This window comes from Pseudomonas sp. P9_31 (assembly GCF_034008235.1).
Lineage (GTDB): Bacteria > Pseudomonadota > Gammaproteobacteria > Pseudomonadales > Pseudomonadaceae > Aquipseudomonas.
On record NZ_CP125375.1, the window covers coordinates 880,649 to 903,469 of the forward strand.

General features: G+C 60.9%; 20 protein-coding genes and 2 pseudogenes. 12 read left to right on the forward strand and 10 right to left on the reverse strand.

Annotated elements, in window-relative coordinates; translation table 11 throughout:
* Positions 1–43 precede the first annotated feature (43 nt).
* Entirely contained in the window at positions 44–2,560 is a 2,517-nt protein-coding gene (gene hrpB / locus QMK51_RS04040; RefSeq protein ID WP_320393216.1) for an ATP-dependent helicase HrpB, read from the forward strand.
* A 125-nt stretch (positions 2,561–2,685) separates the two neighbouring features.
* Here hrpB and QMK51_RS04045 read toward each other — a convergent pair whose 3' ends face one another.
* A complete protein-coding gene (locus QMK51_RS04045) occupies positions 2,686–3,765 on the reverse strand; it encodes an endonuclease/exonuclease/phosphatase family protein (protein WP_320393217.1) in 1,080 nt (359 codons plus the stop codon).
* A gap of 74 nt (positions 3,766–3,839) precedes the next feature.
* On the reverse strand, positions 3,840–4,514 hold the full coding sequence (locus tag QMK51_RS04050) for a YciC family protein (RefSeq protein WP_320393218.1): 675 nt from the start codon (positions 4,512–4,514) through the stop codon (positions 3,840–3,842).
* A 177-nt stretch (positions 4,515–4,691) separates the two neighbouring features.
* On the opposite strand from QMK51_RS04050, the gene QMK51_RS04055 reads away from it, so the two are divergent.
* The 3 genes from QMK51_RS04055 (at position 4,692) to QMK51_RS04065 (ending at position 6,700) form a co-directional block, all read left to right on the forward strand.
* Complete coding sequence (locus QMK51_RS04055) at positions 4,692–5,444, forward strand: DUF2076 domain-containing protein (protein WP_320393219.1); 753 nt, start codon at positions 4,692–4,694, stop codon at positions 5,442–5,444.
* Positions 5,445–5,586: 142 nt separating this feature from the next.
* Positions 5,587–6,066 carry an NYN domain-containing protein gene (locus tag QMK51_RS04060; protein ID WP_320393220.1) on the forward strand — a complete coding sequence of 160 codons (480 nt, stop codon included), beginning with the start codon at positions 5,587–5,589 and terminating at the stop codon, positions 6,064–6,066.
* A 22-nt stretch (positions 6,067–6,088) separates the two neighbouring features.
* A complete protein-coding gene (locus QMK51_RS04065; protein WP_320393221.1) occupies positions 6,089–6,700 on the forward strand; it encodes a 3'-5' exonuclease in 612 nt (203 codons plus the stop codon).
* A 128-nt stretch (positions 6,701–6,828) separates the two neighbouring features.
* Here the strand turns inward: QMK51_RS04065 and QMK51_RS04070 are convergent, their stop codons facing one another.
* Positions 6,829–7,287 carry an Lrp/AsnC family transcriptional regulator gene (locus QMK51_RS04070; RefSeq protein WP_320393222.1) on the reverse strand — a complete coding sequence of 153 codons (459 nt, stop codon included), beginning with the start codon at positions 7,285–7,287 and terminating at the stop codon, positions 6,829–6,831.
* Between the two features lie 163 nt (positions 7,288–7,450).
* Here QMK51_RS04070 and yedA point away from each other — a divergent pair, with 163 nt between their 5' ends.
* Together yedA and QMK51_RS04080 are read left to right on the forward strand one after the other, a co-directional pair.
* Positions 7,451–8,377: a drug/metabolite exporter YedA gene (yedA, locus tag QMK51_RS04075; RefSeq protein ID WP_320393223.1), complete on the forward strand. Its 927-nt coding sequence runs from the start codon at positions 7,451–7,453 to the stop codon at positions 8,375–8,377.
* A gap of 65 nt (positions 8,378–8,442) precedes the next feature.
* Positions 8,443–9,777 (forward strand): DEAD/DEAH box helicase, encoded by a 1,335-nt coding sequence (locus QMK51_RS04080; protein WP_258698955.1) that lies wholly within the window; start codon positions 8,443–8,445, stop codon positions 9,775–9,777.
* Between the two features lie 123 nt (positions 9,778–9,900).
* Here QMK51_RS04080 and QMK51_RS04085 read toward each other — a convergent pair whose 3' ends face one another.
* Both QMK51_RS04085 and QMK51_RS04090 read right to left on the reverse strand, forming a co-directional pair.
* Positions 9,901–11,142, reverse strand: a complete 1,242-nt coding sequence (locus QMK51_RS04085; protein WP_320393224.1) for a TIGR03862 family flavoprotein — start codon at positions 11,140–11,142, stop codon at positions 9,901–9,903.
* 280 nt (positions 11,143–11,422) lie between these two features.
* A complete protein-coding gene (locus QMK51_RS04090; RefSeq protein ID WP_320393225.1) occupies positions 11,423–12,343 on the reverse strand; it encodes a histone deacetylase in 921 nt (306 codons plus the stop codon).
* A gap of 91 nt (positions 12,344–12,434) precedes the next feature.
* Here QMK51_RS04090 and QMK51_RS04095 point away from each other — a divergent pair, with 91 nt between their 5' ends.
* The 3 genes from QMK51_RS04095 to QMK51_RS04105 all read left to right on the forward strand — a co-directional run bounded on the left by QMK51_RS04095 (position 12,435) and on the right by QMK51_RS04105 (position 14,570).
* Positions 12,435–13,004: a GNAT family N-acetyltransferase gene (locus QMK51_RS04095; RefSeq protein ID WP_320393226.1), complete on the forward strand. Its 570-nt coding sequence runs from the start codon at positions 12,435–12,437 to the stop codon at positions 13,002–13,004.
* Positions 13,005–13,110: 106 nt separating this feature from the next.
* Entirely contained in the window at positions 13,111–13,980 is an 870-nt protein-coding gene (gene tesB / locus QMK51_RS04100; protein ID WP_223485818.1) for an acyl-CoA thioesterase II, read from the forward strand.
* Entirely contained in the window at positions 13,977–14,570 is a 594-nt protein-coding gene (locus QMK51_RS04105; RefSeq protein WP_320393227.1) for an HAD family hydrolase, read from the forward strand. The genes tesB and QMK51_RS04105 overlap by 4 nt, the downstream gene beginning before the upstream one ends.
* A 126-nt stretch (positions 14,571–14,696) precedes the next feature.
* On the opposite strand, the gene QMK51_RS04110 is transcribed toward QMK51_RS04105, so the two are convergent.
* Entirely contained in the window at positions 14,697–15,656 is a 960-nt protein-coding gene (locus tag QMK51_RS04110) for an alpha/beta fold hydrolase (protein ID WP_320393228.1), read from the reverse strand.
* Positions 15,656–16,549: a neutral zinc metallopeptidase gene (locus QMK51_RS04115; protein WP_320393229.1), complete on the reverse strand. Its 894-nt coding sequence runs from the start codon at positions 16,547–16,549 to the stop codon at positions 15,656–15,658. Before QMK51_RS04115 ends, QMK51_RS04110 begins: the two co-directional genes overlap by 1 nt.
* A 260-nt stretch (positions 16,550–16,809) precedes the next feature.
* Here QMK51_RS04115 and QMK51_RS04120 point away from each other — a divergent pair, with 260 nt between their 5' ends.
* From QMK51_RS04120 to QMK51_RS04130, 3 genes and pseudogenes are all read left to right on the forward strand, one after another.
* On the forward strand, positions 16,810–17,586 hold the full coding sequence (locus tag QMK51_RS04120) for an IclR family transcriptional regulator (protein ID WP_320393230.1): 777 nt from the start codon (positions 16,810–16,812) through the stop codon (positions 17,584–17,586).
* A gap of 248 nt (positions 17,587–17,834) precedes the next feature.
* Positions 17,835–18,398 (forward strand): annotated as a pseudogene (locus QMK51_RS04125) (sugar phosphate isomerase/epimerase family protein); the annotation flags it as partial.
* A 159-nt stretch (positions 18,399–18,557) separates the two neighbouring features.
* Positions 18,558–19,436 carry a DMT family transporter gene (locus QMK51_RS04130; protein WP_320393231.1) on the forward strand — a complete coding sequence of 293 codons (879 nt, stop codon included), beginning with the start codon at positions 18,558–18,560 and terminating at the stop codon, positions 19,434–19,436.
* 6 nt (positions 19,437–19,442) lie between these two features.
* On the opposite strand, the gene QMK51_RS28885 is transcribed toward QMK51_RS04130, so the two are convergent.
* The 3 genes and pseudogenes from QMK51_RS28885 to QMK51_RS04140 form a co-directional block, all read right to left on the reverse strand.
* Entirely contained in the window at positions 19,443–20,306 is an 864-nt protein-coding gene (locus QMK51_RS28885) for a methyl-accepting chemotaxis protein (RefSeq protein WP_408980614.1), read from the reverse strand.
* Positions 20,298–21,119 (reverse strand): annotated as a pseudogene (locus QMK51_RS28890) (MCP four helix bundle domain-containing protein); the annotation flags it as partial. The pseudogene QMK51_RS28890 and the gene QMK51_RS28885, both read right to left, overlap by 9 nt.
* Before the next feature lie 42 nt (positions 21,120–21,161).
* Complete coding sequence (locus QMK51_RS04140) at positions 21,162–22,499, reverse strand: MFS transporter (protein ID WP_320393233.1); 1,338 nt, start codon at positions 22,497–22,499, stop codon at positions 21,162–21,164.
* Positions 22,500–22,821: the final 322 nt, after the last annotated feature.

Below are 22,821 nucleotides of genomic sequence, written 5' to 3' on the forward strand. Positions count from 1 at the left end.
GCGACGAAGCTCGTTATACTCGCGCCTCTGTTTGGGAGCCAGCATGATTTCTTTGCCAATTGATGAAGTTTTACCCGCCCTGCGTGAAGCCCTCGCTACACGCCACGAAGCCGTGCTCGAAGCACCGCCCGGCGCCGGTAAAACCACCCGTGTGCCCTTGGCCTTGCTCGACGAGCCGTGGCTGGCCGGGCAGACCATTCTGATGCTCGAACCGCGCCGCTTGGCCGCGCGGGCGGCGGCGGAGCGGTTGGCCAGTGAATTGGGCGAGAAGGTCGGCGAAACCGTTGGCTACCGCATTCGTCTGGACAGCAAAGTCGGCCCCAATACCCGCATCGAAGTGGTCACCGAAGGCATTCTCACCCGGCGCTTGCAGGATGACCCGGCGCTGGAAGGCGTGGGCTTGCTGATCTTTGACGAGTTCCACGAACGCAGCCTCGACGCCGATCTGGCATTGGCCCTGAGCCTGAATGGCCGAGAGCTGTTTCGTGATGATCAACCGCTGAAAATCCTCTTGATGTCGGCGACCCTGGAAGGCGAACGCCTGGCCGGGTTGCTGGACGATGCACCGATCCTGCGCAGCGAAGGTCGGATGTACCCGGTGGCGATGCGCTGGGGGCGGCCGTTTCAGCCCGGTGAATTCATCGAGCCGAGGGTTGTGCAGACCATCCTCGACGCGCTGAACGATGAAACCGGCAGCCTGCTGGTGTTCCTGCCGGGGCAGGCGGAGATCCGTCGGGTACATCAACAATTGGTCGATGCGTTGGGTGAGGGCACGCCGGTGTTGCTGTGCCCGTTGCACGGCGAACTGGATCTGACGGCCCAGCGTGCGGCGATTGAGCCGGCGCCTGCGGGCAAGCGCAAAGTGGTGCTGGCCACCAACATCGCCGAAACCAGCCTGACCATCGATGGTGTGCGGGTGGTGATCGATGCCGGGCTGGCACGAGTACCGCGTTTCGACCCCGGCAGCGGCATGACCCGCCTGGACACCCAACGCATTTCCAAAGCCAGCGCCACCCAGCGCGCGGGCCGGGCCGGGCGTTTGGAGCCTGGCGTGTGTTATCGCCTGTGGTCACAGGACCAGCACGAGCAACTGGCGGCTTACGCCAGTGCGGAAATTCTCTCGGCGGACCTCGCCGGGCTGGCCTTGCAACTGGGTCGTTGGGGCGTGACGCCGGGGCAGTTGGTTTGGCTGGATATCCCTCCGGCTGCGGCTTATGCACAGGCCCAGGATCTGCTTGAACGTTTGGGCGCGCTGGAGGGCGAGGCGCTGACCCGTCACGGTCAGGCGATGGCCGAACTGCCGGCTCATCCACGGATCGCCCATTTGCTGTTGCGTGGCCAGGCGCTCGGCTTGGCCGACATGGCCTGCGATGTCGCGGCACTGCTCGGCGAGCGCGATATCTTGCGTGGCGCTGGCGCGGACCTGCACAGTCGACTGGTGTTGTTGTCCGGTGAAGAACGGGCCACTCGTGGTGCGCAGGGCGGTGTTCAACGGGCCCGGCAACTGGCGCGGCAGTATCGCGGTTATTTGCGCGGCACAGCGTCGGAGCCGGTCAGCGATCCTGAGCATCCGCGCTGGCTCGGCGCGTTGCTGGCATTGGCTTATCCCGATCGGGTCGCCCAACAGCGGCGGGCCGGTGGCGCTGAATATCGCTTGGCCAACGGCCGTGCGGCGCTGTTCGCCGAGGCGGACAGCCTGATGAAGCAACCGTGGCTGGTGATCGCCGATCTGGGCAGTCGTCAGGGTCAGCGTGAGGAACGGATTTATCTGGCAACGGATTTTGATCCGGCGCTGTTCGATTCAGTGCTGGCCGAGCAGGTGCGTTGCGTCGATCAACTGGATTGGGATGAGCGCGAAGGCGTGCTACGAGCCGAGCGTCAGCGCAAGGTCGGCGAATTGATCCTCAGCCGCGAACCGCTGACCGGGCTCGATGAAACCACCCGCAGTCAGGCGCTGGTGAACCTGGTGCGGCGCAAAGGTCTGGAGCTGTTGCCGTGGACCCCGGAGCTGCGTCAGTGGCAGGCGCGGGTGGCGTTGTTGCGCCAGTTGGACCTCAGCAGTCAGGGCCAGAGCGAATGGCCGGATGTCAGCGACGCTGCACTGCTCAAAAGCCTTGAGCACTGGCTGATGCCGTATCTGGGCAAAGTCTCGCGGCTCAGTCACTTCGCCAATCTGGACCTGTCGAGCATCGTTCACAACCTGCTGCCCTGGCCGTTGCCGCAACGGCTCGAAGAGCAGGCTCCGCATCACTTGAGCGTGCCGTCAGGTTCGTCGATTCGTCTGGACTACAGTGAGCAGCCACCGATTCTGGCGGTGCGGTTGCAGGAGCTGTTCGGCTTGGCCGAGACGCCGCGCATTGCCGGTGGTCGGCAAGTGGTCAAGCTGCATCTACTGTCCCCAGCTCGGCGGCCGGTGCAGGTGACGCAGGACCTGGCGAACTTCTGGCGCAGTACCTACGCCGAGGTGAAGAAGGATTTGAAGGGGAGGTACCCGAAGCATTATTGGCCGGACGATCCATTGGTGGCGGAGGCTACAGCCCGGATCAAACCCCGTAAGTAGTCAGTTGCATCGGTGGTGCGGCATTCGCGAGCAAGTCCGCTCCCACATTGGATCGCGGTGGTACACAAATGCCGTGCTCACTGAAGATCCAGTATGGGAGCGGGCTTGCTCGCGAAGCTTTTGATTTAAGGCGTGGCCGGCAACAGAAACCGCGCAATTACCGGCAAGTGATCGGAAATGCGCAACGTATCGTCCTGCCGCACCCGCGCCTCGACCCGTTTGATGTGTGGGCTGTAAAACAGATAGTCGACAGTCCGGTCCGGGCCATTCAAGCCAGGATCATTCGGGTAATGGGTCAGCCATTGCGTCCGGTCGATACCACTGGCTTCGTTGTTGGTGGGGATCATCGGGTACTTGTCCCACAGCACATGCAGCGCGCTGTCGGCGGAGTAGGGCGTGCGTTGCTCCGAGGGCAGGCGTCGATACTGGCCCAGCGGCAACAGGTTGAAATCACCACCGATCAACCATGGCGTGCCGCGGCTTTCGTACTTGTCGAGCACCCTGGCCACGGCTGTCACTTGGGTTTGCAAGGTTTCGTCGGGCTGGGTGGCGCGATCCAGATGGGTATTGAGCACGGCCATCTGGCCGCCGTCGCTCAGTGGCAGGTACGTGACCAGCAAGGCGTTTTTCGGCTTGAACTGACGGCTGATGACATTGGCCGGTGCGACCGGCAGTTGCAGGCGTTCGGCGTGTTCGATCTGGTAGCGGCTCAGGGTTGCCAATTGCCGGCCAACGCTGCCGAAGATGTGCGGTTCAGGCACGAAGTCGGCTTTCCAGTCGAAGGCCTGCGCGCTGCACGGATACAGGTCGGTGACCCGATCCTGAAGCAATTTGAACTGGTTCTGGTAGTCAGTGGCCTTGGCGCCGTCATCGAGTTCCTGCAACAGCACGATGTCCGGTTGCTCGTCGCGAATCACCCGCGCCACTTCGTCGAGGCTGAAGGCCATGTCTTCAGGTGTAGGGCTCTCGTCATCCCCTGCGGCCAGATCATTCCAGAACACGTAGCGCTTGCCGGCCAGGTACTGGACGTTCCAGGTCATCACCTTCAGCGCCTGGCCGGGCACCAGCGTCGGCGCCTGGGCGTTGCAACTGACTGGTAGCGCTTCCTTGGCTTCTGGGCGCCAGGTCAGGCTGTAGATCAGCAATGCAATCAGGCTGATGGCGATCAGCAGGCCCAGCAGGGTGTAGCGCAGTAGACGGGTCATGGCTCGGCTTATAGCGTTACGGAATTGACTCCGAGCATAACCGAGAGCAGCGCCCAAGCCCAAGGGTAGAGCGGTCAGAGCCGTTCATCAGATTTTTCGGGCACATCGCCGATCAGCATGAACAAGCGGAACAGCACCACGCTGGTGAACAGTTGCAGAAAGCTGTGAGCGCTATCGATCAGCAGCGAAATCACCGGGTTCTGCGGGGCAGGGTAAACCGCCAGCGTCGCTCCCTTGAGCACCCACAGCGGGCCCATCACGCAGAGAATGCACACCAGAATGCGCAGGAAATGCCCGCGAGTCAGGCGCAGGCTTTCCTTCATCGCCGCCAGCGGCGCCAGGCCGCGCAGCACCAGCAGGTACTCACCGAATGCCAGCGTCACCATCAGCCAGATACCCGGCAGGAAATACAACGACAGGCCGATCAGGATCAGCAGCGTGTTGAGGGCGGTCAGCACGGCGAAGCGCGGCCACAAGGTCGCGGCGGTCGCCAGCAGGTCGCGGGTGCGCGGCGATTCGCCACGGCTACGGGCATCGAGAAACAGGATCAGCGCGGCGGTGTACAGCGGATACACCAGCAAGCCGACCATCACACTGATGCCGGCGAAACTGTCTGGCCCGGTCGAGTGGTCGACCACTTGTTGCAGCAGCGCCTCGAGAATCACCAGTGGCAGGCACAGCTGCACGATCTGGCTCAGATTGCGCTTGAAAAAATACAGAGAGTCACGCAGTACATCGAACGAATTCATCAGTCGGTATCGCAGGTTGAAAGCAGTGCCTCACTTTAACCGATCAAGCCCTTCGGGGCGCAAACGTAAACGTTCGGTAAAGGTCATTGAAACATCCTGTATCAGCCCCATTACTGGTGAGCACCTTATCCACTGTGGGTGAGGGCAACGATATTCCCGGCAATCTACGAGGTCGCCATGAACAGCGAAGAACAAACCCTGATCGATGGACTGTTTTCCCGGCTGCAACAGGCCGAAACGGATTCAGCCCCGCGCGACGCCCAGGCCGAGGCGCGGATCAAGGAACACCTGACTCGCCAACCGGCGGCGGGCTATTTCATGACCCAGGCGATTCTGGTGCAAGAGGCCGCCATCAAGAGCCTCGACGAACAGAACAAGCAACTCGCCCAACAGGTCCAGCAATTGCAGGCTGAACTGCAATCGGCCAAGGCTCAGACGGCGGCTCCGGCGCCGAGCAGCGGTGGCTTTTTGTCGAGCATCTTCGGTGGCACTTCTCGTGATCCGCAGCCTGCGTCGACTCAAAGCGCAGCCCCGTCGAATGGCGGCTGGCGTGAACCGGGGCGGCCGTCGTTCAACTCGCAGCCGCCACAGCAAAACTTCGGTGCGCCGCCTCAGCAGAATTACGCCCCGCAACAGCCTGTCGGCAGCGGTTTCCTCGGTGGTGCATTGAAAACGGCAGCGGGCGTGGCCGGTGGCGTGATGCTGGCGCAAGGCATCAGCAGCCTGTTCCATCACAATCAGCAGCCGGAAGTGGTTGAAGTCATCAAGGAAGAACCGGCCCGGGTCAACGATCAGAGCGACAACGGCAATGGCTGGGGCGACGATCAGCGCGTGGCTGACAACTCCAGCGGTCAGGGCGGTTTCGCCGATGCTGATTACAACGATGACAGCTCGTCGTTCTTCGGCGGCGATGACGACTCCTTCGTCTGACTACATCTGTGGCGAGGGAGCAAGCTCCCTCGCCACATGGCCGATTATTCGCGGAACAATCCTTCGGGCTGGCATACTGGGCAACTTTTCGGGCCTGGTGCCTGATCCTGCCCGCGCTTCGGCACGCCAAAGAGGATGTACGGTGAAAAAAATCGCAGTGTTCGCCGATGTCCAGAACCTCTATTACACCGTGCGTCAGGCCTATGGTTGCCACTTCAACTATGCCGCTTTGTGGGCTGACATCAGCAAACAGGGGCAGATCGTCGAGGCCTATGCCTATGCGATCGATCGTGGCGACAGCAAGCAGCAGCAGTTCCAGCAGATCCTGCGCAACCTCGGCTTCGTCGTGAAGCTCAAGCCCTACATCCAGCGTAGCGACGGTTCGGCCAAAGGTGACTGGGACGTGGGCATCACCCTGGACATCATGGACGCCGCCGACCATGTCGACGAAGTGGTGTTGGCCTCCGGCGACGGTGATTTCGACATGCTGCTGGAGCGCATCATCGCCAAGCACGGCGTGCAAGCGGTGGCTTACGGCGTGCCAGGCCTGACGGCCAATTCGCTGATCCGCGCCGCCAGCCGTTACGTGCCGATCGAAGGCGCGTTACTGCTCAAGAATTGATTTTTACGGAGTTGAAACAGGTTTGGAACGCATAGCAGTCATCGACTTTGAAACCACCGGGATCTCCCCGAGCAGCAGCTGCCGGGCCACGGAAATTGCCGTGGTGATTCTTGAACAGGGGCGCATCGTCGAGCGTTATCAAAGCCTGATGAACGCCGGCGTGCGGGTGCCGGCCTTTATCGAACAGCTCACCGGCATCAGCAACGCCATGCTGCGCACCGCGCCTTCGGCCGAGCAGGTGATGAACGAGGTCAATGAGTTCGTCGGCATCACCCCGCTGTTGGCGCACAACGCTGCGTTCGACCAGAAGTTCTGGGACTTTGAGCTTGGGCGAATCAAACGTACACGCTTGCAGAACTTTGCCTGCTCGCTGTTACTCGCCCGCCGCCTGATGCCCGCCGCGCCGAACCACAAACTTGGCACCCTCACCACCTTCGCCAGTCTGCCCAATACCGGCAAGGCTCACCGGGCCATGGCCGATGCGGAAATGGCCGCCAACCTGACGGCGCATCTGGCCCAGGAGCTGCGGCAAAAGCATGGGTTGCGGGAGTTGTCCCATGATTTGTTGTGCAGTTTGCAGAAAGTGCCGGCGGCGAAGATCAATGAGCATCTGAAACGGCATCGCGGGTTCTGACAGAAACACCGCCGATCTCCTGTGGGAGCGAGCCTGCTCGCGATAGCGATTTATCATTCAGCATTGATATTGACTGACACTCCGCTATCGCGAGCAGGCTCGCTCCCACACTGGATTTTCTGCACCTTTTAGATCGTCTTCCCATTCCCTTCCAACTGCCCCAACGGCACTCGCTTCTCAATGGCGCTGGACAGCACGATCGAGGTCTTGCTGAACCCGAACGTAGCAACTCGGTTGATCAACTCTTCCAGCTCCGGCATCGAGCCCACCGCCGCTTGCATGATCACGCACGGGTCGCCGGTGACGCGATGGCATTCGGTGAGCTGTGGGATTTTGATCAGTTCGTCGTAGGTTTTCTGGTTGCCGTGCTGGTTCAGGCGCAGTTCGATGACGCACTGGATCGGCAAGCCAATTTTGGACATGTCGACTTTCGCCTGGTAGCCGGTGATCACCCCGCAGGCCTCAAGTTTGGCCACGCGCTCGGCCACCGCCGGAGCGGACAGGTTCACCTTGCGCGCCAGTTCAGCGTAGGACGCACGACCGTTTTCCAACAGGGCGCTGAGGAGCATGCGGTCGTATTTGTCCATCGCAGTATTCCTGGAAAGTAACTGGCTTTCGAAAGCACGGTTTATAGCGTTGAACTCCGTGTTTTGAAAAGTGTACTGGCGCTATAAACAGGTTTTGTAGCTTATTTTTCGCCGTTGGCCTTTCTAGAATAGCGGCTCTCTTTGTTTTGTTCTCGAGCTGCCCATGTCTGGCATACGCCGTTTTTCCTTACCGCTGATCGCTGCTTTTTTTGCGCTGTACGTGATTTGGGGGTCGACCTATCTGGTGATTCGAATCGGCGTGCAGTACTGGCCACCGTTGTTGCTCGGCGGTATCCGCTTCGTGATCGCCGGTACGTTGATGTACGCGTTCCTGCGCTGGCGCGGGGCACCGGCACCGACCTGGGCGCAGTGGAAGGCCGCGGGGATTATCGGGATTTTGCTGCTGACTTGCGGTAACGGCGCGGTCAGCGTGGCTGAACACACCGGTGTCGCCTCCGGCGTTGCCGCATTGGCGGTGGCGACGGTGCCGCTGTTTACGTTGTTGTGCGGATATTTCTGGGGCGCGCGTAATACCCGTCTCGAATGGGCCGGGATTGTGCTCGGGCTGATCGGTATTGCCATGCTCAACCTCGGTTCAAACCTGCAGTCGAGCCCGATGGGTGCGGCGTTGTTGGTATTCGCGGCAGCGTCCTGGGCGTTCGGTTCGGTGTGGAGCAAGCACTTGCCGTTGCCTCAGGGCCCGATGGCCAGTGCCGTGGAAATGCTGGTGGGCGGCGTGGCGTTGCTGATCGGCAGCGCGGTGAGTGGCGAACGTCTGGACAGTCTGCCGCCGATCGAAGGCTGGGCGGCGCTGGCGTACCTGACCGTCTTCGGTTCGATCATCGCCTTCAACGCCTACATGTACCTGTTGAAACACGTGCGTCCGGCAGCGGCCACCAGTTATGCCTACGTCAACCCGGCGGTGGCGGTGTTGCTGGGTATCGTGTTTGTCGGCGAGACCATCGGTATCGAGGAAGCGCTGGCCATGGCGGTGATCATCAGTGCCGTGGTGTTGATCGGGTTGCCGCAGTGGCGCCGAGGTGCAGATCGGCCTGCCGTAGCGGTGCCGACAGAATCCCGCGCGAATTAGGGTAAACTGCGCGCCATTGCACACTCGTTTTGCACAACCGCGCTGATTTTTCCTACGGTACTCCCATGACTTTCGCCACCCTTGGCCTGATCGAACCCTTGCTGCGCGCTCTCGAGACGCTCGGCTACCAGACCCCGACGCCGGTTCAGACGCAAGCGATTCCGGCGGTGCTGGCCGGTCGCGACCTGATGGCCGCGGCCCAGACCGGCACCGGCAAGACTGCCGGTTTCGCCTTGCCGCTGCTGCAATTGCTGGCCATGGAAGGGCCGAAAGTCAGCGCCAACTCCGTGCGCGCGCTGATCCTGGTGCCGACCCGCGAACTGGCCGAGCAGGTTCACGAAAGCGTGCGTCAGTACGCCGAGAACCTGCCGTTGAGCACCTACGCGGTGTACGGCGGCGTCAGCATCAACCCGCAAATGATGAAGCTGCGCAAAGGCGTTGATCTGTTGGTGGCGACCCCGGGCCGCTTGCTCGACCTGTTCCGCCAGAACGCGCTCAAGTTCAACCAGTTGCAAACCCTGGTGCTGGACGAAGCCGATCGCATGCTCGATCTGGGCTTCTCCGAAGAACTGGGGAACATTTACAAGGCGCTGCCGAAGAAGCGCCAGACGCTGTTGTTCTCCGCGACCTTCTCCGACGCCATCCGCACCCTGGCCGGGCAAATGCTCAACGACCCGCTGAGCATCGAAGTCAGCCCGCGCAACGTCGCAGCCAACACTGTTAAACAGTGGGTGGTGACGGTGGACAAGAAGCGCAAGCCGGAGCTGTTCGTTCACTTGATGCGCAAGGGCAAGTGGAAGCAGGTGCTGGTATTCGCCAAGACCCGTAACGGCGTAGACGCGCTGGTGGAAAAACTCCAGGGCCTGGGCATCAACGCTGACGGCATCCACGGCGACAAACCTCAGGCAACCCGTCAGCGAGCGCTGGATCGTTTCAAGGCCAGCGAAGTGCAGATACTTGTAGCCACCGACGTGGCCGCCCGTGGTCTGGATATCGAAGATTTGCCGTTGGTGGTCAACTTCGACCTGCCGATCGTGGCGGAGGACTACATCCACCGCATCGGCCGTACCGGCCGTGCGGGTTCAACCGGCGAGGCAATTTCGCTGGTCTGCGCCGATGAAGTGAATCAGCTGTCAGCCATCGAGATGTTGACCCGTCAGACGCTGACTCGCCAGATGGAGCAGGATTTCGAGCCTGAACACCGCGTGCCGGATACCGATGCCAGCGGTCAGGTGATCAAGAAGCCGAAAAAACCGAAGAAGCCCAAGACCTCCGGTGGCGGCAAGCGCAACCTGGGTAAATGGGTCGAGAGCGGTGATGCGTCGGCGCCGGAGCCTTCGATCAAGCCTGTGCGTAAAGTGCCGGTGTTCAATACCGGGCCGCGTAAGCGTAAGCCTTGATTTAACGTTGCGCCTGTCAGGCCACCATCGCGAGCAGGCTCGCTCCCACATTGACCGTATTCTTATGAAAGAACTCGGTCACCTGTGGGAGCGAGCCTGCTCGCGATGGACGCGCCTCGGTCTTCAATCCTTGCGCCGCAACCACTCCACCATCCCCAACCCCGCCGCTCGACCACTGGCGAAACACGCGGTCAGCAGATAGCCGCCGGTCGGCGCTTCCCAATCGAGCATTTCCCCCGCGCAGAACACCCCGGGCAGTTGCTTGAGCATCAGACGTTCATCCATCGACTCGAACATCACGCCCCCCGCGCTGCTGATGGCTTCGTCCAATGGCCGGGTTTTCACCAGTGTCAGCGGCAATGCCTTGATCGCTTTGGCCAGCAATGCCGGATCGGCAAAGCAGTCGGCCGGTGTCAGCTCGCGCAACAACGCCGCTTTCACGCCATCAAGGCCAAGCTGACTGTGCAGGTGTTTGGACATGGAACGGGAGCCGCGAGGTTTGTTCAGCGCCGCCTGAACTTTATCCACAGGCTTGCCCGGCAACAGATCGAGATGAATGGTTGCCGAGCCGTGCTGATTGATCGCTTCGCGGATCGGTGCCGACAGGGCGTAGATCAAACTGCCTTCAATCCCCTTGGCAGTGATCACACACTCCCCGAGTCGCGGCACGTCGTCATTGAGGCCAATGGCGATGTTTTTCAGCGGGCTGCCTGCGAATTTGCTGACCATCAATTCGCTCCAGGCCTGCACCTCGAAGCCGCAATTGCTCGGTTGCAACGGCGTCAGTCCTACACCGCGCTGTTCCAGCGGCAGCATCCAGGCACCGTCCGAACCGAGGCGCGACCAACTGCCGCCGCCGAGGGCCAGTAAGGTCGCATTCGCTTGAACGGTTTTTTCGCCTTCGGGGCTGTCGATACGCAAGTCACCGTTGTCATCCCAACCGAGCCAGCGATGGCGGGTGTGGATAACTACGCCGGCATCGCGCAGGCGTTTGAGCCAGGCACGCAACAGGGGCGCGGCTTTCATGTCGGTAGGAAACACCCGGCCGGAGCTGCCGACAAAGGTTTCGATGCCCAGGTCATGAATCCATTGGCACAAGGCTTCGGCACCGAAGGCTCGCAGCAGCGGTGCAATCTGCGGAGCCCGTTCGGCGTAGCGTGAGAGAAATGCGGGGTAGGCCTCGGAATGGGTGATGTTCATGCCGCCGACACCGGCGAGGAGGAATTTTCGCCCCACTGAAGGCATGCCGTCGTACAGGTCGACCTTGATTCCTGCCTGGCTCAACACTTCAGCCGCCATCAAACCGGCGGGACCGCCACCGATGATGGCGACGTGAGGGGGGAGGGACGTGGAGGGCTGGGTCATGGAATGCGCTGCGGTATGGCGGGATAGGGCGGGCATTCTACCAGCCCTGTCTCTTGTGGGAGCGAGCCTGCTCGCGATAGCACTGGATCAGTCGACATCGATATCGACTGTGGGGGCCTCATCGCGAGCAGGCTCGCTCCCACAGAGATTGTGGGTGGATTCTAGAGCTGGTTAAAAAACAACCACCGCTCTGCAGCCTGTACTCTGCATGGCCTGCAGGCCCTTTCACTCAGGTTATCCACAGGCGGTTCCACAGGCATTGTGGGTAAAGACCCACACCTCAATGACAACCTGATGACTGCCAGACCCGTTGGGCGCTGTGATGGAGGATGCCATGACGGCGCGCCAGGGCTTTGCGGTCCTTGCTGTAAGCGCCGCCGATCACGCCGACCAGCGGAATATCCCGGCCCAGGCAATGACGCATCACGCTTTCGTCGCGAGCGGCGACGCCTTCGTCTGTCAGTTTCAGATAGCCCAAAGCGTCGTCCTTATGCACATCGACCCCGGCGTCATACAGCACCAGATCCGGTTGGTAGAGCGGCAGCAAATAGTTGAGCGCATCGTCCACTACCTTCAGGTAGTCGGCATCGCCCATGCCCATGGGCAACGGGATGTCCCAGTCGCTTTCGGCTTTGCGTGCAGGAAAGTTCTTTTCGCAGTGCAGGGAAACGGTCACTGCCTCCGGGGTGTTGTGCAGAATTCGTGCAGTCCCGTCGCCCTGATGCACATCGCAGTCGAAGATCAGCACCCGATTCACCCGGCCACTTTCCAGCAGGTAATGGCTGATCACCGCCAGGTCATTGAAAATGCAGAAACCGGCGGGGTGATCGTAGTGCGCGTGATGAGTGCCGCCGGCCAGGTGACAGGCCAAACCATGTTCCAGTGCCTGTTCCGCCGCCAGCAGTGAACCGCCGACCGCCCGCACCGTGCGCCGGGCCAGCGCTTCGCTCCAGGGCAGGCCGAGGCGTCGCTGGTCTTCGCGGGACAATTCGCCGCCCATGTAACGTTCGATATACGCAGGGTCATGGGCGAGGGCGAGAATATCCGCCGGGCACAGGTCCGGGCGCAGCAGGTCAGCGTCGCGGGTCAGGCCACTGTCCACCAGGTGATCGCGCAGCAAGCGAAACTTGTCCATGGGGAAGCGGTGATCCGCCGGGAACTCGGGACTGTAGTCTTCGTGGTAGATCAGAGGCAGGGGCATGGCTGATTTATCTAGGAAGGCCTGTAGGAATGAGTGAAGGATCCTACCAGCGATGTAGACTTGCGGCATGGAAACAGAGGGGAGGGGCACGATGGAGCCGATACTGGAACTCGAAAGCGCGCGACTGTTGTTGCGGCAGTGGCGTGACGAGGATTTGCCGGCGTTTGCGGCAATGTGTGCCGATCCACAGGTGATGCGTTATTTTCCGGCACCCTTGAGTCGACTGGAAAGCGCCTCGCTGATCGGACGGGTTCGCGGGCATTTTGCCGAGTATGGTTTTGGCCTCTGGGCACTCGAGCGCAAGGACACCGGGGCGTTCATCGGGTTTACCGGACTGGGTGTGGTCGGCTTCGACGCGCCCTTCACCCCGGCCATCGAAATCGGCTGGCGCCTGGCGCGCGAGCACTGGGGCCTGGGGTATGCCAGTGAAGCGGCGTGGACCGCATTGCGCTGCGGGTTTGACCGGTTGGCACTGCAAGAGGTCGTGGCGTTCACCACCGAAACCAACATGCCTTCGCAAAAAGTCATGCAGGCGATTGGCATGCACCATGCCCCCGCCGATGACTTCGAGCACCCGAGGCTGGCAGCCGATCATCCGCTGCGCCCCCACGTGTTGTATCGCATCACCCGTGAACAATGGCTGGAAACCTTGCATGGATAAGCAGGCACGGACGTTTACAATGGCCCTCATGTTGAACCGGGCCATAAACTGAATCGACCGCCGCAGCCAAGGCTGCGCGGCATTGCTTTGTGTGAGGAGAGTCTGAATGAGCCAAGTGTTGGAAGATCTGGTAGACCTGCTGACCCTGGAACCGATTGAAGAAAACCTGTTCCGTGGCCGCAGCCAGGATCTGGGTTTTCGTCAGTTGTTCGGCGGCCAGGTGCTCGGCCAGTCCCTGTCGGCGGCCAGTCAGACAGTCGAAGCCGCGCGTCATGTGCATTCGATGCACGGTTATTTCCTGCGCCCGGGCGATGCCAAGCTGCCGGTGGTGTATCAGGTCGATCGGGTGCGCGATGGCGGCAGTTTCAGCACGCGCCGGGTGACGGCGATCCAGAAGGGCAACCCGATTTTCACCTGCAGTGCCTCCTTCCAGTACGACGAAGAAGGCTTCCAGCACCAGAGCGAAATGCCGCAAGTGGTTGGCCCGGAAAACCTGCCGTCGGAGCTGGAGCTCACCCAGCAGCGCGCGCACCTGATCCCTGAACACATGCGCGAGAAACTGCTGTGCCCGAAACCGATCGAAGTCCGACCGGTGACCGAGAAAGATCCCTACAACCCGCAGCCTGCCGATCCGGTCAAGTACGTCTGGTTCCGCGCCGACGGTGCGTTGGCCGACACCCCGGCGCTGCACAAATACCTGTTGGCCTACGCGTCGGACTTCGGCCTGCTGACCACCTCGATGTTGCCCCACGGCAAATCGGTCTGGCAGAAAGACATGCAGGTCGCCAGCCTCGACCACGCATTGTGGTTCCACGCCGACCTGCGTGCCGATGACTGGTTGCTGTACGCCATGGACAGCCCGTGGGCCGGCAACTCGCGCGGATTCTCCCGTGGCAGCGTGTTCAACCGTGCTGGGCAACTGGTGGCTTCGGTCACTCAGGAAGGCCTGATTCGCCATCGCAAGGATTGGGCATGAGCCTGGCCGAGGTGCGTCACTGGGTGTTCGATATGGACGGCACTCTGACGGTGGCGGTGCATGACTTCGCGGCAATCCGCGTGGCGTTGGCGATTCCCGCCGAAGACGACATTCTCACCCACCTCGCTGCGCTGCCGGCCGATGAAGCGGCGGCCAAGCACGCGTGGTTGCTGGAGCATGAGCGGGATCTGGCATTGGGTTCGAAACCGGCGCCGGGCGCGGTGGAGCTGGTGCGTGAGTTGGCCGGGCGCGGTTATCGTCTGGGCATTCTCACGCGCAATGCTCGCGAGCTGGCGCATGTCACGCTGGAGGCGATTGGTCTGGCCGACTGCTTTGCGGTGGAAGATGTATTGGGCCGCGATGAAGCGCCGCCCAAGCCGCATCCCGGTGGTTTACTGAAACTGGCCGAGGCCTGGAAGGTGCCAGCGAGCGACATGGTGATGGTCGGTGATTACCGCTTTGATCTGGATTGCGGTCGGGCGGCGGGGACGCGGACGGTGCTGGTGAATCTGCCGGATAATCCGTGGCCGGAATTGACTGATTGGCATGCTGCCGATTGCGTGGCGTTGCGAGAAATGTTGCTGGCTTGAGGGCCCCATCGCGAGCAGGCTCGCTCCCACATTTTAATCTCCATGAAATGCAAATTTGCATCCAGCGCAGATCTACTGTGGGAGCGGGCCTGCTCGCGAAGGCGTCAGTTCAGGCACCACAAAAACTCACTGACCGAACAACGCCTTCTGCCCCTCAGGCGACGTAAACATCCCGTCCCCATTGTGCCCGACCCCAGGCACTTCGATCAGTTGCTGACTCAACCCCTGAGAATGGCGTTGCTTCAGATATTTGAAATAGTTGCGCCCACGAATCAATCGAGACGCACCCTGAGCTTTAGCCTCACAACTTTTATCCAGCGCCGGATGATTCGGATCAGTGTCCTGCTGGCCGAGTAAATAAACGATGTCACGTTTGACATAGTTCTCTTCGAGTTGCGCAGGCGTTTGCCCATTGGCATAAGCGGGCAGATCCGCCAGCCCATACTTCCAGCGATTGAAATTCGGGCACCCCGCATGACTGAACGCCACTGGCCGTTGCTCATTGAAGTAGGCATACGACGAAGGGTTGGCGATCACATAGCGCACCTTCACGCCTTCTGTATCGAGAGCGGGCTGAGGGTGACCCAGCAAGGCATAACGCTGAACCACCTGAGCACCGCCGGAGTGACCGGCGATGACGATTTGCTTCACGTCCGGAAACTGGCGCCGATCCCCCAGGCGAGCGATGATTTCGTCGAGTGCCGCATAGGAACTCAGGGTGAACGGCGCGGTGGATAAGCCGCCGGCCATCCAGTCATTGCCTTGCCAGCGTAAAACACTGTCAGGCACCGGATGGCTCGCGATGTCGGTTTCATTGAGAAACTGCGGGGCGAGCACCAAGGTGTTCGCGCTTTGCCCGGCCTGCTCGGCCGCGTGCTCGGCGCTCTGGCGGTAGGTTTCAGCATTGCGCAAACGACCATGGATGATGATCAGCACGCGTTCGATTTTCGCGGGTGTCGGGCCGATGCCCACCGCGATTTCGCCGGCGCTCAACAGCAGACGCCCGGAACTGATCGCCTTGCCTCCCTGCTCGGCAGCCTGGGTGCTTGCGCAGGTGATCAACAGAACCAGCAGCCACTGACGCATCACAGAGTCTTCGCGGCAAAGGTATCGCACTGGCTGATCTGGCCTTGTGCGAATCCAGCCTTGAACCAGCGCACCCGCTGGGCCGAAGTGCCGTGAGTGAAGGAGTCCGGCACCACGCGGCCCTGACCTTGCTGTTGCAAGCGGTCGTCGCCGATGGCGTTGGCGGCGTTCAAGGCTTCTTCGATGTCACCGGGTTCCAGCCAGTTCAGGCGTTTTTGCGCATTGTTGGCCCAGACTCCGGCCAGGCAATCGGCCTGCAGTTCCTGACGCACCAGCAAACCGCCGTCGCCTTCCATTTGCCGGCCCTGCTGCCGAGCGGCCTGAATCTTCGCCGAAACGCCAAGCAGGGTCTGCACGTGGTGTCCGACTTCATGAGCGATCACGTAGGCCTGAGCGAAATCACCCGCAGCGGAAAAGCGTTGCGACATTTCCTGGAAGAAACTCGTGTCCAGGTAGACCTTCTGGTCTGCCGGGCAATAGAACGGACCGGTTGCCGACGTCGCCAGGCCGCACGCCGAGTTCACCCGATTGCTGAACAGCACCAGGGTCGGGTCTTTATATTGCCGACCGGCCTGCTGAAAAATCTGGCCCCAGGTGTCTTCGGTGTCGCCGAGGATCGAGCGTACGAATTCGGCCCCCTCATCATTGGCCGGTGGCGCCTGGCGGGTTTTTGGGGGGGCCGGGGCCGATTGTTCGCTCATCTGCCCGGTCAGTTGCCCGAGGATCTGCAACGGGTCCTGGCCGGTGATCCAGCCGATCCCGACGATCAACAGGATCGCCGTCAGGCTCAGGCCCTTGCCCCCGCCGAAGCGCATCCCGCCGCCGCCACCACCGACATCATCGCCACGGGCGTCGACCACGTTGTCGCTGCGTCGGCCTTTTTTCCAAAGCATGGGCGGATCCTCGTTTGAACATGGTGATGAGTGTTGCTGGTGAGTAAGCGTGGCGCCAGTCCGGTCGTCCGTCTTTTGCCGTGCGCGCACCATTTCAGACTTGTATTGAACACGGATAGCCCAGCGAATTCCTTCAGGCGATGGGTTTTTATCGAGTGGGGGACTGCTTGTCTCGACGGCGGCTAACGGACTCGCGGTTCCAGATTTCGCATTCGGCGGGTTGTCTTCTAGAATCGGGCAAATTTCGTGTGGAACCTCCCATGGCCGGCAGTCAGATCGAACGTGTTTTCAGCGTGCTGGAAAGCCTCACCAGTGAACCTCGTGGCCTGCCGATGCAGACGCTGGCAGAGCAACTGGATATCCCCAAAAGCGCGACTCATCGCCTGCTCGCCGAGCTGATCCGCCTGGGTTATGTGCGGCAGAATCCGGAGAACCTGCGTTATCACTTGTCGACCAGACTGGTGGCGATGGGTTTCCGTTACCTGTCCAGCAGCGGCGCCGATATCGTGCAGCCGGTGTTGGATCGTCTGGCCGAGGAAACCGGTGAACTGGTGCGCCTTGGCGTTATTGAAGGCGAGCGGCAGGTCTGGATCGCCAAGTCTCAAGGCGCCCGCTCGGGGCTGCGTTATGACCCGGACATGGGCCGTGATGCGCCGTTGTTCTACACCGCGTCGGGCCACGCATGGCTGGCGTGCATGAGCGATGCCGAAGCGTTGTCGTTGGTGGAACGTCAGGGCGACGTGCAACCGAAAGATCTGGGGCCGAACGCACCGCGCTCCAACATTGAATTGCTGGAGCGCCTGCGTCTGGCGCGGGAGCAGGGCTACGCCTGGGTCGAGGAGAGTTCGGCAGTGGGCACCTCGGCGATTGCGGCGGTGGTGCGCCATCCCGGCGATGGTCGAGTGATCGGTGTGCTGAGCATTGCCGGGCCAAGCGCACGGATGCCGGGGGCACGGCTGCATGAGTTGGCGCCGCTGTTGTTGACGTTTACCGAGGAACTGTCGGCGGCAAGTCTGGCGTCGGAGTTGTTCAATTAAGCCGGTCAGCGCCCGTTCATTGTGGGAGCGGCGGTGCGGCGATCCGACTTGCTCGCGAAGACGGTGTGTCAGTCGACATCAATGCTGCATGACACACCGCTTTCGCGAGCAAGCCCACTCCCACATTTGATCTTCTTTCGCTCCTGCAAAGTTGTGCGCTGTTCGCACACTTTTGTGGTTCGCTTGTGTAGGAATCTGGAACCAGGTTCTAAAATGTTGGAATTCACCCTTCCGACAATAACCATCGTGCCGACTTCGAGAAGATTCTGGCGGTCGGAGCGGAGTTTGGTGCCAGTGAATTGCTGGTGGCCGGTAACGATTCTGACGAACAGCGACTCACCGAGAATTTCGCCCGGCTCTGTGATCTGGCGGCACCTTACGGGCTGCATCCGCATTTGGAGTTCATGCCGTGGACCGATGCGCGCAACCTCCAACAAGCGGTGCGCGTCGTCGAAAAAGCTGACCGTGAAAACGGCGCGGTGTTGGTGGACGAGTTCCATTTCGACCGATCGGGTTCGCGGCTGGAAGATCTGGCCAAGGTAGCACCGTCACGGTTACGGTATGCACAGCTGTGCGATGTTGCGGGGCCACGGTCAGCGGACATGGCGGAGATTTTGCGTCAGGCCCGTAACGAACGACGTTTTCCGGGCGATGGCGATTGTGATCTGGTGGGGTTGTTGCAGTGTTTGCCGGCTGATATTCCGTTGAGCCTGGAGGTTCCCACTGTGAAGTTGCTGGAGCAGGGCGTAAGCGGGTTACAGCGGGCGCGGATGGCGTTGGATAAAACCCGGGAATTGTTGGCGCGCCTTTGAACCTGTGGCGAGGGAGCTTGCTCCCGTTCGGCCGCGAAGCGGTCGTCAACGATCTGTCATATGAAGTGACGGAACACCTTTGCTGATTTGGGGACTGCTGCGCAGTCCAGCGGGAGCAAGCTCCCTCGCCACATTCTGATTTGATTCCAGAGGCCTTGCATGACCGTCAGCACCCCGCTCTCCGGCGTAAACCAACCCTTCAAAGGGATTCTGCTGATCGTCGTCGCGACCTTCCTGTTTTCCAGTCACGACGCTTTGTCGAAGTATCTATCGGGCTTCTACCCCATCGTCATGGTGGTCTGGGCTCGCTATGTGATTCACACCCTACTGATGGCCGGGATATTTCTGCCGCAATCCGGGCTGCGAGTCCTGCGCACCAAACGGCCGTTGCTGCAGTTGCTCAGAGCGTTGTGCCTGTTGGGCACCAGTTTGTTTTTCACCACCGGTTTGCAGTACATCCCGCTGGCCGAAGCCACGGCGGTCAACTTCCTTGCCCCGGTGTTGGTGACCGCGCTATCGGTGCCACTGCTGGGTGAGCGGGTCACCCGTGGGCAATGGATCGCGGTGATTTGCGGATTTATCGGCGTATTGATCATCGTCCACCCCGGCGGTGATCTGTTCACGCCAGCGGTATTACTGCCGCTCTGCTCGGCGCTGTTTTTCTGCTTCTATCAATTGCTCACCCGCAAGCTCAGTGAAATCGACAGCCCGACCACCAGTAACTTCTTCGCCGGCCTGTGCAACACCCTGGTGATGAGCGCACTGGTGCCGTTCTTCTGGAAAGTGCCAAGCCTTGTGCATGGATTGATGATGGTTGCACTGGGCGCCTGCGGGATGACGGCGCACCTGTTTCTGACCCAGGCTTTCCGTCACGCCGCCCCCGCGCTGCTGGCACCGTTCGGCTATTGCCAGATTGTCTTTGCCGGGTTGCTGGGTTGGTTGCTGTTTTCTCACACGCCGACCCTGACCACGGTGGTCGGGATCGCGGTGATTTGCTGCAGCGGGTTGGCGGCGGCGTGGCAACAAAGCCGCCGCTGAGGCCAGTCAAAACCTGAAGCGCACCACCAGGTTTTGCAGGCCGGCCGCCAGTCGCGACAGCTCCTGGCTGGTGGCGCTGGTCCGGGTCGCGGCGTCGGCGCTTTCCAGCGACAGGTCGCGAATGTTCAGCAGATTGCGATCCACCTCACGGGCCACCTGGGCCTGTTCCTCCGAGGCACTGGCGATCACCAGATTACGTTCATGGATCTGCTCCATCGCCCGGGTGATTTCTGCCAGCGCCAGCCCGGCCTGTTCAGCAATCGACAGGGTTTCGGCGACACGCTGACTGTTGTCGTGCATCGACACCACCACACTGTCGGTGTCGCCCTGAACCCGCCCGATCATCTGTTCGATCTCCCGGGTCGATTGCTGAGTGCGATGCGCCAGCGCCCGAACTTCGTCGGCCACCACCGCGAAACCACGTCCGGCTTCCCCGGCCCGCGCGGCTTCGATCGCGGCGTTGAGCGCGAGCAGATTGGTCTGTTCGGCGATGGCGCGGATCACATCCAGCACCTTGCCGATTTCCCGGGACTGCTCGGCCAGGGTCTGAACCTGTTGCAGTGCGAGGCCCGCATTGCTGCTCATCGCCTGAATCGAATCCAGTGTTTCAATCACCCGTGCCTGGCCCTGACTGGCTTGCTGCGTGGATTGGCGAGTGCTGTCGGAAGTCGACACCGCGTTGCGCGCGACTTCTTCCACCGCGACGGTCATTTCGTTGACGGCCGTGGCGGCCTGCTCGATTTCATTGTGTTGCTGTTGCAGCCGACTGGAGTCCTGGTGAGTGCTCTGATTCATTTGCAGGGCGGCGGCCGCCAGTTGAGTCGATGTGCCGCTGATCAATTGCAGGGTTTCCCGCAGGCTGGTCTGCATGGCCGACAGGGCCTTGAGCAAGCGTGCGGTTTCATCGGCGCCGTGGCTTCGGATCGGTTGACTCAGGTCTCCGGCGGCCACTTGCTCGGCCACCTCGACTGCCTGGCGGATTGGCATGACGATGCTGCGAATCAACAGCCAGGCCAGGCACAGGGTCAGGAGTGCGACTGCTATCAGCGCACCGATAACCGTGATTTTTACCTGGTTGTAGAGCGAGTCGGCCTGGTTGGCCGACAGGCTGACTTCGTTAGCGACAAGGGCCATCAATTCGGCGAACTGGTCACCGGTCTGAGTCGAGTAGTCCTGGATTTTGCTGTTGAGCAACGCGGTCATTTCTTCGCTGCGGTTCTCCCGCGACAGCGCTTCGTATTGCGCCAGCGCCTGCCGGTAGTTCGTGACGGTGGCGACGAATTTTTCGTAAGGCCCCCGGTTGTAATCACCGACCAGCGGGGTGAATTTTTCCAGTGTCTGCGCAAGCCAACCCTGCACTTGATGCAGGCGTGTGACGGTGGCATCGAGCACTTTTGGATCGCGGTTGAGCGCCATGCGCAGGCTGAGTACGCGAATGCTCAGGATGTAGTCGCGGATTTCACCCAGGTAGCGAATGCTGGGCAGAGAGATGTTTTCAGTGTGCTGGCCGGTGGCGCGGACTTGCGCGACCTGTTTGAGGGCGAACAGCCCCTGCAACAGGACCAGCAAGGCGATGACGCCGAAGCTGATCACGGCACGCTTGGCGATGCTCAAGTTACCTGGCGACATGGTTTGTCTCTGTGGCTTTGAGAAAAAAGGGGTGAGTTCATAAACCGCGCACATAAAAAAACGCAGGCCCGGGATCAGGCCTGCGTTTGAGATGAATCAATCTTTTATGGTCGGAATCTTGCGCGGTGCCATGAAGTACAGCCAGGTCAGCGCGATGAAGTACATCGCCGGAATGATGGTGAACAGCACGGTGTAGTTGTTGTTGGTGATCGTCAGAATGTGGCCGACCAACTGGGTCATGAACATCCCGCCGATCGCCGCGCACATCCCGCCGAAGCCGAACACCGTACTCATCATGTGCTTGGGTGTGTAGTCCATCACCAGGCTCCAGATGTTCGCGGTCCAGGCCTGGTGAGCGCCGATGGCCAGGGAGATGGCGAACACCGCGAGCCACAGGCTGCTCGAGCCGGCGGCCATGACCACGCCGATGATGCAGCAGGCGAACAGGAACATGGACATCAGTCGTGCCTTGATCGGGTTGATCCCGCGACCGATCAGGAACGAGGACAGGATCCCGCCGCCGACACTGCCGAAGTCAGCCGTGAGGTAGATGATGATCAGCGGGATACCCATCTGGGTCACGTTGATCCCCAGGTTGTATTGCTGATTGAGGAACGGCGGCAGCCAATACAGGTAGAACCAGAACACTGGCGCGGTGATCGAGTAGGCCAGGGCGAAGGCCCAGGTGCCACGCATGCGCAGGATTTTCGAGAACGGTACGCGGGATTGTTCCGGTTCGACTTCATTCTGGATGTAGTCCAGTTCCGATTGTTTGACGCTCGGGTGGTCTTCCGGATTGAAGTACTTCAGCCCCCAGAACAGCAACCAGATGGCGCCCAGTGCCGCGATGCACAGGAACGCGGCTTGCCAGCCCCAGGCATGGAGGATCAACGGCAGCAGCATCGGTGTGAACATCGCACCGACGTTGGTCCCGGCGTTGAAGATGCCGGTGGCCACGGCGCGTTCGCCGGCGGGGAACCACAACCGGGTGGTTTTCACGCAGGCCGGGTAGTTGGCGGCTTCGGTCAAACCGAGAATGAACCGGCAAACCATGAAGCCCACCGCCGAAGTGGCCAGGCCATGAGCGCCGGTGGCCAGGCTCCAGAGCAGTACCGCGCAGAAGAACACGCGTTTCACGCCGACCCGGTCGATCAACCGGCCTTGCAGCACGAAACCGACGGCGTAGCCGACCTGGAACCAGAAGTTGATGTTGGCGTAATCCATCGCCGTCCAGCTCATTTCCTTGGCCAGGATCGGCTGCATGACGCCCAGGGCGGCGCGGTCGATGTAGTTCAGGGTGGTGGCGAAAAACACCAGCGCCAGCATCCCCCAACGGGTTTTGCCGACCGCCATGGCGCCGCGGATTTTGTCGCCGATGCCGCCAGTGGCGACGCTTTGGGCCGGAGCCACGTGAGAGCTTTGAGAAGGAAACATGTGTGCCATCCGTTCAATGACTGACAAGCGAGGCTTGTCGGGACTTCAAGGGCGCGTGATCAATCGACGGCGACAGGCGCGGGTGTGATTGATCGGCTGAGGGGTTCTCGTCAGGTGACGACAACGTTTTATTCAGCGAGCGGCACGGTTCGGCCGAGGGAACGCGAGGTTCGGATGGACGCCAGGCCAGGCGTGAGGGCGGTGGAGCAAGCAAACAAGGCGTTGAATGAGTGCATGAGTGTGTACCCGTTTTTTGAAATTTTTATGTGGTGTTCAGGGTCTTTGGTAACCGAGTCCATGGGGTCGTGACCGGACTCAATGT